Below are 10,999 nucleotides of genomic sequence, written 5' to 3' on the forward strand. Positions count from 1 at the left end.
AACCGAGGCCGATTCCCGCGGTGCACCCAATAGTGAGGTACATCACTTAGATTGTCAATCTAACTTAGTCATCTAGGTATTCGCGCTCATGTCGATGACAATCTTTCCGGTGGTTCGTCGCTCRGCCACACGGGTCAATGCGAGCGGTGCCTCGTCGAGTGAGTAGACCTCGGAGACGAACGGCTTCATTCCCTGCGCGACCAGTCGCTCAATCTCTCCGCGCCCCTTGTCCACCGCGTCGGGAAGGTGGGATGCCAGCGTCCGGATCTCGAAGCCACGCACGATCGCACCCTTGAGGAGCACCAGGTTCAGCGGAATCCGCGGAATGTCGCCCTGCGCGAACCCGACGGAAACGAACCGCCCGCCCCACGCGATTGCTCGGAGCGCCTGCTCCGAGTAGGAGCCACCCACCGGATCGATCACCACGGCGGCGCCCGTTCCGGTGATCTCCTTGATGCGCTGTTTCAGGTCCTCGGTGTCGTAGGCGATCGTTTCCACCGCCCCCATCGAACGGCAGGCCTCGGCCCGCTCCGGAGTCGACACCGCGGCAATCACTTTGCCGCCCAAGCGAGTCGCGATGTCGATGGCCGCGCTCCCGACACCGCCTGCCGCACCGAGGATCACCACCCATTCTCCGGGCTCGAGCCCTCCGAAGGTCGTCACCGCGTGGTAGGCGGTTCGGTAGGTGACGTTGAACGCCGCCGCATGGACCATGTCCAGGCCCGCAGGGACTGGGGACAGTGCGGTCCGCGCGACCGTGATCCGCTCCGCGAAGGCACCGGACAGCACAGTTCCCATCACCGCGTCTCCGGGAGCGAGGTCGTCGACTTCCGGGCCTACCGACAGCACCCGTCCGGCGAATTCGCTACCGGCGGTGAACGGTGTCGGCACCGACAACTGGTAACGATCGGCCGCGATGAGGACGTCCGGGAAGTTCACCGAAGCCGCCTCGACGCCCACCACGACCTCACCGGTGCCCGCGACCGGGTCGGGCACCTCACGGATCACGATCGTGTCCGGCTTTCCGTGCACTTCACACCGCGCTGCGCGCATGTTGGAACCTTCCTGCTGGTGAATGGGGCTTGCCGTGAGGAGAAGTCGGAAGTCAGCGCGCCCCTCTGCGTACCGGCGCCTGCGGTCAGTACAGACCGCCGTCGACGCGGATCAGCGACGCCGTCGTGTAGCTCGAAGCCGGGCTCGCCAGGTACAGCGCGGTCGTGACGATCTCGTCGGGCCGTCCCGGCCGACCGATCGCACTCTGCGTCCTCTCCCGCTTCTCCGGCGCCCACGCCTTGGAGATGTCGGTCAGGAACGGGCCCGCGGAGATGGTGTTGACGCGGACCTTCGGCCCGAACTCGCGCGCGAACGCCCCGGTCACCGCGTTGAGCGCGGCCTTCGCCCCCGCGTAGGGGCCGAAGCGTGGCTGGGGGAAGATCGCGCCCGAGGACGAGATGTTGATGATCGAGCCGCCGTCCCCGGCGGCCATGCGCTCACCGACCAGCGACGTCAGGCGGAACGGACCCTTGAAGTTGACGCCGATCACCTTGTCGAACAGTTCTTCGGTGGTCTCGGCCGACGACGGTGCGACCGGGGACATGCCCGCATTGTTGACCAGGACGTCGACCCGGCCGAACACCTCGTACGCCAGGTCCACCAACGCGTCGATCTCGTCCCACCTGCCGACGTGGCAGCTGACCGGAAGTGCCGTGCGGCCGAGCGCCTCGACCTGGCGAGCGACCTCCGCGCAGGCGTCCGCCTTCCGGCTGGTGACGACGACGTCGGCACCCGCCTCGGCGAATGCCAGCACCATTTCGCGGCCCAGCCCCCGACTGCCACCGGTCACGAGAGCCACCTTGCCGGCAAGCGAGAAGTGATCGGTCACGCGATTCCGTGCTCCTCGAGGACGGCGGCGTGCTTGACCTTCGCTGCGGCCAGTCGCGTCGGGATGTGCTCGGTCGGGAACAGGTTCTCGGTGGGCTCGTAGTTCGCGAGCACACCACGGGCGACGGCGACCTTGTGCACCTCGGTCGGGCCGTCCGCGAGGCCCATCGAGATGACACCGGTCCACCAGATGTGCAGCGGCGTCTCGATGGTGCTGCCGAGCGAGCCGTGCAGCTGGATCGCACGGTGAATGATGTCGTGGTACACCTTCGCCATCGCGACCTTGCACATGGCGATGTAGGTGCGTGCTGCCCCGTGCGGCTGGGTGTCGATGATCCACGCGGTCTTGAGGACCAGCAGGCGGTACTGCTCGAGCTCGATTGCCGAGTCGGCGATGAACTGCTGCACCAACTGCTTCTTGGCGAGGACCTCACCCTGGGTGCGGCGGGAGAGCGCACGCTCGCCCATCATGTCGAGCGCGCGCTGGCATTTGCCGACGGTCCGCATCGCGTGATGGACCCGGCCACCGCCGAGCCTGGCCTGCGCCACCTCGAAGCCCTGCCCGGGACCACCGAGGATCGCATCCGCCGGGACGCGGACGTCGTTGTACCGAATGTACGCGTGGGTACCCTCGTCGAGCTCCTCGCGATCGCCCATCACGGAGACGTTGCGGACGATCTCGATGCCCGGAGTCTCGGCAGGCACAACGAACATCGACATGCGGCGATACGGGGATGCCTCGAGGTCCGTCACCGCCATCACGATAAGGAAGGAGGCGTACCGCGCGTTCGACGAGAACCACTTCTCGCCGCTGATGACCCACTCGTCGCCGTCCTTGCGTGCCGCGCAGACGAATTCCTTCGGGTCCGAACCCGCCTGCGGCTCCGTCATCGAGAAGGACGACACGATGTCACCGTCGAGGAGCGGCTGCAGGTACTTCGCCTTCTGCTCCTCGGTGCCGAACATGGCGAGGATCTCGGCATTGCCCGTGTCCGGTGCGGCGGTGCCGAAGACCGTGGGCGCCCACATGGATCGACCCAGCACCTCGTTCAGCAGGGCGAGCTTGATCTGCCCGTATCCCTGCCCGCCGAGCTCCGGACCCAGGTGGCAGGCCCACAGGCCCTGCTCCTTCACCCGCTCGCGGAGCGGCGCGAGAATCGCTCGAGCAGCCTTGTTCTCGGTGTTGTAGGGCTGGCCGAGATGAGGGAACAAGAGGTCGAGGGGTTCACACTCTTCTCGAACGAACTTGTCCGCCCAGTCGAGCTTCTCCTGAAACTCGGCGTCAGTCTGGAATTCCCACATCGTATGTTTCCTTTACGGTTTCGCGCATCGCGATGCGACGCGGTGTACTACGAACCTCAGTGTGCGGTGATCGCACGGAAGCAGAAGCGCAGCAGGTGCGCCCGGACCTCCTCGGTAGGTTGCTCCCCCGATTCGAGATAGGTTGTCGTCAGCCCCATCACCAGCGTGTGGACGAACATGGCCGTGCGCTCGGCGTCGGCGACCCCGCTCTCGTCGAGAACCTGGCCGAGCAGTTCCCGGATCCGGGTGTGGCCGACCGGTTCGATCTCGCTCTTCGTTCTCGCGATCTGCCCCATGTTCCAGATGATCACCCGACTGAGCTCGGACAGTGCCCGGTCCTCGATCTGCGCCAGGACCCCGTCGATCCACGCGGCCAGCCGCGCCTCGAGCCCGGACTGCTCGAGCACCCGATGCTCGAGGTAGGCGTGGATCTTCAGCAACCCCTGCTCGTAGGTCGCGACAATGACGTCGTCGCGACCGCGGAAGTTCCGGTAGAACGCCTGGTTGGACATTCCCGCTGCACCGACGATCTCCGCGATCCTGGGTTGTTCGGTACACCCGTTGCGCAGCATCACCGACTGTGCCGCTCGGATCAGAACATTGACCTCGTCGTCGTAGGAGGCCTGCCTGCGCGGCGTCGGCACGCGGCGCAGCTGACGACCGCCCGGGATCACCGGTGGAGCATCGTTCTGTCCGGGCACGGTCTCTGTCATCGGATCAACTCGTTCCAGCAATCAGGGCAGCAGCGACCGGGTCAGTATCCGATGAACTCGAGCGCTTCGGTCAGCAGGCCGGGCAGCGCCGGTTCCATCCTCTGGAATGCGGGGCTCAAGGTTCCCCGCCTGCGTGCACGCTTGATCAGCAGTGCGGTGGCAGCCGCTTCCTTGTACCGGGTCAGCGCGTGGAACCACTCGATGTCCTCGACGGTGCGACCCAGCGTCTCCTCGTAGGTCGTCGTGACCTCCGCGACCGTCGGTGTGCCACAGGGCTCGTCGAAGGCGGCAGCCGGGTGCCGAACCTCGTCGGTGAAGTAGGTGAGCCACGTCAGATCGATGCGCGGGTCACCGACGGACCAGATCTCCCAATCGATGATCGCCGTGACGCGATCACCGTCACACAGGGTGTTGCCCAAGCGGTAGTCGCCGTGATTGACAACCGGTGGTGCCGGTGCGGGCATTGTGGCGTACAGCGCCTTGGCGCAGGTCGGGTAGTCCCCCCGGAGATCATCCGGGATGGTCTCGAAAGCCCGCGTCCATCTGTCGATTTCGTCTGACAGTGAGAGGACGGGCTCATCCCCCAGGCCGATGTCGGCAGGGCTCACCGAATGGAGGTGCCCCAGCATCCGCGCGGCGTCGAGGTACCGCGCGCGCGTCTGCGCCCGGGTCGCCTCGTCGCGCGGACGGTCCGCGACCAGGAGCGGCTCCACACATTCCCCGGGGACCATCTCCATCGCCACGAACGGGGGGCGGGCGGCATCCTCGAAGTGGACCGCCGGTGCGGCGACACCCGGAACGCTCTGCAGCGCCCTCATGACGCGACCCTGGCGGATCACGTCCCTGTTACGGACCGGTTCGAGCCCAGGAGGGGCGACCTTGAGGACGACCGACTCCGCCTTGCCGCCATCGGAGACGTCGGCGATGAAGGTCAGGCTCGAGGTTCCGCCGGTGAGCGGGCGCACGTTGTCGACCTGGAGACCCGGCCGCCATTGACGTCCGGCCACGGCAGCTCGAAGGCCGATGTCGGCAATGAGGTCCGAGTGCTCGGTTTCCTTCGTCATGTGGATCCTTCGCTTGAAGACGAGCAAAAGTGAGATTGTGATTCTGGGAACATAATTCTGAGTACCTGCCGCGGCGTCAACACTTCGTTCCACTGAACGGATCGCTCGGAACCTGCGTCAGCTCAACGAAACCCGGTGATATCGCGAATTACCCGACTTGAAAGTGCGCAGCGCGCAGGTCCGCCTTGCGCACCTTCCCGAGTGCGGTACGAGGCAGTTCGTCGACGACGACCAGCCGCTCGGGTGTCTTCTGCCTGGCCAGTCCCGATTTCTGGAAGTGCACTCGAAGCTCGTCGAGGCCGAGCCGGGCACCCGGTCCGACTACGACAACCGCTGCGACCACCTCGCCGTAGCGCGGGTCCGGGGCCGCGACTACAGCCCCTTCGACAACTGCGGGATGGGTGACCAGCACATCCTCGACCTGACCGGAGGAGATCGTCTCACCCGCCCTGATCACCACGTCCTTGATCCGGTCGGTGATCGTCAGCCGACCGGCCGGGTCGAGATGTCCCAGGTCGCCGGTGCGCATCCAGCCGTCGTCGGTGAACGCCTGCACGTCGAGCGCGCCGTCCCGGTAGCCGACGAACTGATCGGGCCCCTGAAGGACGACCTCACCGTCGACCCCGACCGGGACGTCGGCACCGCGGTCGTCGAGAATACGGACCCGAACACCCACCATCGGAGCACCGTCGGTCCCCAGCCGCTCGGCCTCCGCCTCCCCGGCTCGACCGGACGTGGCGGTGGGATGTTCGGTCGAGCCGTAGCATCGGAACGTCGATATTCCCGCGTGCGCCGCTCGCCGGACCAGACCTTCGGGAACCGTCGCCGCCCCGATCAGGAAGTCCGACAGGGTGGCGAGCTTGTCCGCGACGTCGTCCACGTCCAAGAGGCCGGTGAGATGGAAAGGCGTGCCCGAGGTCGCGGTGACCCGATACTGCGAGATCAATTCTGCGGCGAGGGCGGGATCCCAACTCTCCATGTACACGGCACTGCGGCCGTGCACAAGGGGGCGCAACACACTGCTGACGCCCGCGATGTGTCCGGGCGGGAACGACACGAGCTGCACGGAATCAGCGCGGCCGCCGGATGCACCGGGGGCCGACCGCACTTCGGCGAGCAGCGAATTGTGGCTGTGCTGGACACCCTTCGGAGCAGCGGTGGTTCCCGACGTGTAGATGAGCAGAGCAATGTCGTCCGCATGCACAGCCGGCCGTACGTACTCCTCCGACATCGGCAGGCCGTCCCAGGAGAGCGTGCCTGCGGGAGCGTCGCCGACAATCACCACGTGCCGGAGCGACGGCAGCCCCGAATAGCTGTCGATCCGATCGCGGTAGTCGGTCCTCCGCCGGCGATCCGGCTGGATCAGCACCGTGGCTTCCGACTGCTCGAGGATGAACCGAACCTCGTTCGGCCCGTAGACGTGCACGATCGGGACGAGGATCGCGCCCGCCAGCAGCACGGCCGCGTAGGCCACCGACGCCTCGACACGATTGGGTAGCTGCACCGCCACGGCGTCCCCGGGGCCCACACCGAGCGCGAGCAGCGCCGCCGCCACCCGTTTCGCGGCCTGTCGAATCTCACCGATCGATGTCACCGTTCGGGCCCCGTCTGCCGCCGCGTACACGATCGGCGCGTCAGAGCCGACGGAGTCCTCGGACAGGACATCCACCCAGGTGCGGCGGCTGTAGTAACCCTCGCGATACCACCGCTCGACGAGTTCGCACGCCACAGCAGACCTGCCAGATCGAGTCGGTGGGCGAGTCATTTTTCCCCGCCTCCTCGCAGCCGGGCACGCCAGTTGTCGAGGTCGGCCGGATCCGCTCCGTTGTCGAGCATCCATTGGGCCGGCCCCCCGGGAGTTGCACTCAGTTGCTCGATGACCGGCTCGATCGCCTCAACCGGCGCATGCATGTACTTCTCCGGCAGCGGCGGCGAATCGCGCTTCCTCACACCGGCATCGATCCACCTCCGATGCAGGCTGTCCAATGCGTCCTCGCTACGAACGAAGTCCGCGACGACCGCCGTCGGTTCGACCCCCGCAGCGAGCAGCAGAACCGCGACAGCAACACCGGTTCGGTCCTTGCCTGCCGTGCAATGCACGAGCGTCGCGTCGCGCGAGCGGGAAACGGCCCGAAGTAGGTCACCCGCCCAGATCTCGCCGCAGTTCAGCATGCGTACGAACACCGCTGCCAGGTCGGTGGGCGCTGCGTCGGGCGCTGCAGCGTCGAACATCGGCACGTGGTGCACGACGGAATCCGGAGCCCACTGGTAGGCGAAGCGGGCGCGTTCTCGCACACCCCGAAGATCGACAATGCTTGCAGGCGGCCATGATTCGAGGTCTGGCACCGCGGAGTCACCCGGATACGGGGCATCCCCTCGATACAGGACGCCGGTCGCGGTCACCCCGCCGCCGACGAGGGTCAATCCACCGATGTCACGCAGATTGACCAACCCCGGAGCATTGAATTCCGCCGCGTGCGCGCTCACGCAACGTCCGCCGGAAGATTTTCAAGCGCAGGCCGGTACGCAAGAGCGAGGAGCGCACCCGCGGCAGCCAGCCCGCCGACGACCGCGATCAGACCACCCACCCAGCCGGCGAAAAGATCGTGCCCGAACAGCAGATGATCGAGACTCGCAGCGCCGGGTCCGGCGATCGCGACGACCACCGCACCCACCGCTAGGACGAGGTTGTACTCCCACCCGTCCGAGACGATGAAGAAGCCCTTCCCGCGATGCACCGTCCACGCGGCAACGAACATCAGGGAGACGAACGCAGCGGCGGCGAAGGGAGTGAACAGGCCCAGCGCGAGCGCAATTCCTGCGGCGACCTCCGTGACTGCGGCGAGCCACGCATTGACCGGGCCGGGGCGCATTCCGATGCTCTCGAACCATCCAGCGGTTCCCGGAATCCGCCCTCCACGAAACAGTTTCCCGTATCCGTGTGCGGCCATCGTCAGCCCAAGACAGACCCGCAGGATCAACAAACCCGAGTCCACTGCATCCATTTCCACTCCGTCCGTCACGCGGGGTGAAGTCCCAGCGTCACCCACAGTAGACAAATATAACCTCTATAACTACGTTAGCAAACGGACTCTCGGGACGCTGGTTCGTTCGACCAGGTCCTCGCTCACACATCAGCGAAAGGCACAATCCATGGACCTCACCCACGCGTCGGCCGCGGTCACCGGCGGCGCCTCCGGCCTCGGCAGGGCGACCGCAGAGGCCTTCATCGCCCGCGGCGTACCGACGGTCATCGTCGACCTCCCGTCTTCGAACGGCGCGGCTGTCGCCAACGAGCTCGGCGACCTCGCAACGTTCATGCCCGCCGATGTCCGCGATCCCGAGGCCGTCGGGGCGGCACTCGCGGCGGCCGAACAGTCGGCGCCGTTGCGGGCCGTCGTTCACTGCGCCGGTCGCGGCGGCAAGGTGCGCCTGGTCAACAAGGACGGCACACCCGGCGACCTGGACCTGTACAAGCAGGTCATCGACACCAACCTCGTCGGCACCTTTACCGTGGCCAGCGTGGCCGCCGCCCGGATGGTCAGGAACGAACCGGTCGACGGCGAGCGCGGTGTCATCATCATGACCTCGTCCGTCGCCGCCTTCGAAGGCCAGATCGGCCAGGCCGCATACTCCTCCGCGAAGGCCGGCGTCGCGGGAATGACGATCGTCGCGGCACGCGACCTCGCACGCAAGCTCGTTCGCGTCGTCACGATCGCCCCCGGGACGTTCGAAACGCCCATCCTCGGCGGTCTGTCCGAGAAGGTGCGCGATTCACTCGCGTCCCAGGTTCCCCATCCCACCCGACTGGGCGATCCGGCCGAGTACGCGAAACTTGCGCTCGCCATCGTGGACAACGCGATGATCAACGGCGAGACGATCCGAATCGACGGCGCGATCCGGATGGCGCCGGTGTAAACACACGCCACGCCCCCGGCGTGCGCACGAATATGGGGACGGTGGGAGCGACTACGCTCCCACCGTCCCCATATTCCGTCTCCTTGTTCGTGCCCCACCTCGCGCGGGTCGCACGAGCGTCAGCCGGTAGCGCCCGACAGCGCCGCGCGCGCACCGAACACCGGGGTGCGCTTCTCGAGGAAGGCCGCCTTGGCCTCGGCGGCATCCTCGCCACCGATATTGTTGACCTGGGCCTGCGACTCGAGCCGCAGCGCCTGCTCCATGCTTCCGCCCTCGACAGCTGCGTTCAGCATTTGCTTCGTCAGCGACAACGCCCGAGCCGGGCCCGCGGCGAGGCGCTCGGCCATCGAATCGACCGTGATGTCGATCTCGGACGGTGCAACGATCCGCGTCACCAGGCCGAGATCCGCCGCCTCCTGCGCGGAGTACATGTCGCCGAAGTAGGCGATCTCCTTCGCCTTCTGTAGACCGACCAGCCGGGGGAGCAGCCAGGAGCCGCCCATGTCGACCGAAAGCGCACGATGAACGAAGATCTGCGAGAAGCGGGCCCGATCGGTTGCCACCACCAGGTCACACCCCAGGGCCAGGTTCCATCCCGCTCCGACGGCAACGCCGTCCACCTTCGCGATGGTGGGGATCGTCATGGCATGCAGCGTGCGAGCCGCTTCACTGGCGTCGGACATGAAGTCGAGCGTGTCCCCACCCGTCAGGCTCGCGAGATCGGCTCCGGAGCAGAAGTCGCCGCCGTCGCCGGTGAGCACCATGACACGGTCCGCGTGTGCCCGCTCGATAGACGTGAAGATCTCGGCCAGTTCGTGCCACATGGCCAGGTTCACGGCGTTCTTCTTCTCCGGGCGGGACATGACAACAGTCACGACACCGCCGCTACGCTCGACACGCAGAAACTCCACCGACGTTGCTCCCATCTTCCACACATCCACGATCGGCGCCGCCGACTCCGACACAGCGCACTAGCCGAAAAGCTAGTGCACATGGTTAACTACGTCAACAAGCACGATTCCTTGAGGAGTGTCATGGACTTCGCTCTGAGCGACGAGCAGGTTGCCCTTGCCGAGACCGAGCGCGCCTGGCTCGCCAAGAACGATCCCTTACTCGTCCGCCGACCGACGATCGACGACGGTCCCGCGCGGATCCCCCAGGGCGCGCTTCGCCACATCGCCGAATCCGGCACCATCGGCCTGCTCACGTCCGACCTGGGCGGCACCCACGTCGATCTACTCGTGCTGTGTGAAGAACACGGCCGCTCCGGAAGCTCGGTTCCTTTGGCGGAGTTGGCGATCGCCTGTCGCCTGCTCGAAGAGATCGGGCACCCCGCCCTCGAAGATGCCGCGTCGGGTGAATCCCTGACCGTACCCGCGGCCGGCTCGCTCGAGGCGCCGGCACTGCACGCCGACATCGAGGGAACCTCCCTCCGGCTGCACGGTACGACAGCCCCTGTCACCGGACTCGTCGACGCCCAGCGGGTTCTCGTCCTCGCATCGACCGCGGACGGCACGGAAGTGGCCGCTGTCGTCTCCGTCGACGCCGTCACCATCCGCACCCTCGAAACCCTCGACCTCACCCGATCGTGGGCGGTCGCCGATCTCGATCTCACGCTCGACACGGGCGAGTGGTCGGTCGTACCGGCAGGCACGCTGGCATTCACCCGGGACGAGCTCGCCACGTACCGCTCGACGGACGCCGTTGGAGCCGCGTCCCGGCTTCTCGACCTCACAGTGGAGTACGCCGGTCAGCGGACACAGTTCGACCGGCCGATCGGCAGTTTTCAGGCAGTCAAGCATCACTGCGCCGACATGGCGCTCTCCGTCGAGGCATCCCGCGCGGCGTTGTGGGCCGCCGCTGTGGCGTTGGACGGCAACGACCTCGAGGTCCGCACGCGAGCGGTATCGGCGGCAGCGGCCTACGCGGGCGAGGGCACCAGCACGACCGCACAGACCGCGCTTCAGGTTCACGGCGGTATCGGGTTCACCTGGGAACACGACGTTCACCTCCTGATCCGCCGGATCAAGGTGGACGAACTCCTCGACGGATCGGTGAGGTACCACCGGCGCCGTGTGATCAGCGCCTGAGCGCAACGCATCCGCACGCAGAGAGGCGGGG

The 10,999-nt window shown here is 66.6% G+C and carries 11 protein-coding genes; 2 read left to right on the plus strand and 9 right to left on the minus strand.

Going from position 1 to position 10,999, the window contains the following annotated elements:
• Positions 1-72: 72 nt before the first annotated feature.
• The 8 genes from AC1DWT_RS30975 to AC1DWT_RS31010 all read right to left on the minus strand — a co-directional run bounded on the left by AC1DWT_RS30975 (position 73) and on the right by AC1DWT_RS31010 (position 7,965).
• Positions 73-1,053 carry an NADPH:quinone oxidoreductase family protein gene (locus AC1DWT_RS30975; protein WP_095861939.1) on the minus strand — a complete coding sequence of 327 codons (981 nt, stop codon included), beginning with the start codon at positions 1,051-1,053 and terminating at the stop codon, positions 73-75.
• A gap of 85 nt (positions 1,054-1,138) precedes the next feature.
• Positions 1,139-1,882 carry an SDR family NAD(P)-dependent oxidoreductase gene (locus tag AC1DWT_RS30980; RefSeq protein WP_378685100.1) on the minus strand — a complete coding sequence of 248 codons (744 nt, stop codon included), beginning with the start codon at positions 1,880-1,882 and terminating at the stop codon, positions 1,139-1,141.
• Positions 1,879-3,183 carry an acyl-CoA dehydrogenase family protein gene (locus AC1DWT_RS30985; protein ID WP_095861938.1) on the minus strand — a complete coding sequence of 435 codons (1,305 nt, stop codon included), beginning with the start codon at positions 3,181-3,183 and terminating at the stop codon, positions 1,879-1,881. Before AC1DWT_RS30985 ends, AC1DWT_RS30980 begins: the two co-directional genes overlap by 4 nt.
• A gap of 56 nt (positions 3,184-3,239) precedes the next feature.
• Positions 3,240-3,896 (minus strand): TetR/AcrR family transcriptional regulator, encoded by a 657-nt coding sequence (locus tag AC1DWT_RS30990; RefSeq protein ID WP_477923572.1) that lies wholly within the window; start codon positions 3,894-3,896, stop codon positions 3,240-3,242.
• Between the two features lie 41 nt (positions 3,897-3,937).
• A complete protein-coding gene (locus AC1DWT_RS30995; protein WP_095861936.1) occupies positions 3,938-4,960 on the minus strand; it encodes a phosphotransferase family protein in 1,023 nt (340 codons plus the stop codon).
• A 148-nt stretch (positions 4,961-5,108) separates the two neighbouring features.
• Positions 5,109-6,725 (minus strand): AMP-binding protein, encoded by a 1,617-nt coding sequence (locus AC1DWT_RS31000; RefSeq protein ID WP_477923575.1) that lies wholly within the window; start codon positions 6,723-6,725, stop codon positions 5,109-5,111.
• Positions 6,722-7,447, minus strand: coding sequence for a tyrosine-protein phosphatase (locus AC1DWT_RS31005; RefSeq protein WP_477923577.1), 726 nt, complete (start codon positions 7,445-7,447; stop codon positions 6,722-6,724). Before AC1DWT_RS31005 ends, AC1DWT_RS31000 begins: the two co-directional genes overlap by 4 nt.
• On the minus strand, positions 7,444-7,965 hold the full coding sequence (locus AC1DWT_RS31010; protein WP_095861933.1) for a DoxX family protein: 522 nt from the start codon (positions 7,963-7,965) through the stop codon (positions 7,444-7,446). Before AC1DWT_RS31010 ends, AC1DWT_RS31005 begins: the two co-directional genes overlap by 4 nt.
• 148 nt (positions 7,966-8,113) lie before the next feature.
• On the opposite strand from AC1DWT_RS31010, the gene AC1DWT_RS31015 reads away from it, so the two are divergent.
• Positions 8,114-8,878 (plus strand): SDR family NAD(P)-dependent oxidoreductase, encoded by a 765-nt coding sequence (locus tag AC1DWT_RS31015; protein ID WP_095861932.1) that lies wholly within the window; start codon positions 8,114-8,116, stop codon positions 8,876-8,878.
• A gap of 119 nt (positions 8,879-8,997) precedes the next feature.
• Here AC1DWT_RS31015 and AC1DWT_RS31020 read toward each other — a convergent pair whose 3' ends face one another.
• The gene (locus tag AC1DWT_RS31020) at positions 8,998-9,804 is read right to left on the minus strand and encodes an enoyl-CoA hydratase/isomerase family protein (RefSeq protein WP_477923579.1); all 807 of its coding nucleotides are present in this window, start codon (positions 9,802-9,804) and stop codon (positions 8,998-9,000) included.
• A 108-nt stretch (positions 9,805-9,912) separates the two neighbouring features.
• On the opposite strand from AC1DWT_RS31020, the gene AC1DWT_RS31025 reads away from it, so the two are divergent.
• Entirely contained in the window at positions 9,913-10,968 is a 1,056-nt protein-coding gene (locus tag AC1DWT_RS31025; RefSeq protein WP_095861931.1) for an acyl-CoA dehydrogenase family protein, read from the plus strand.
• Positions 10,969-10,999: the final 31 nt, after the last annotated feature.

It is taken from the genome of Rhodococcus sp. P4_B6 (assembly GCF_056402215.1).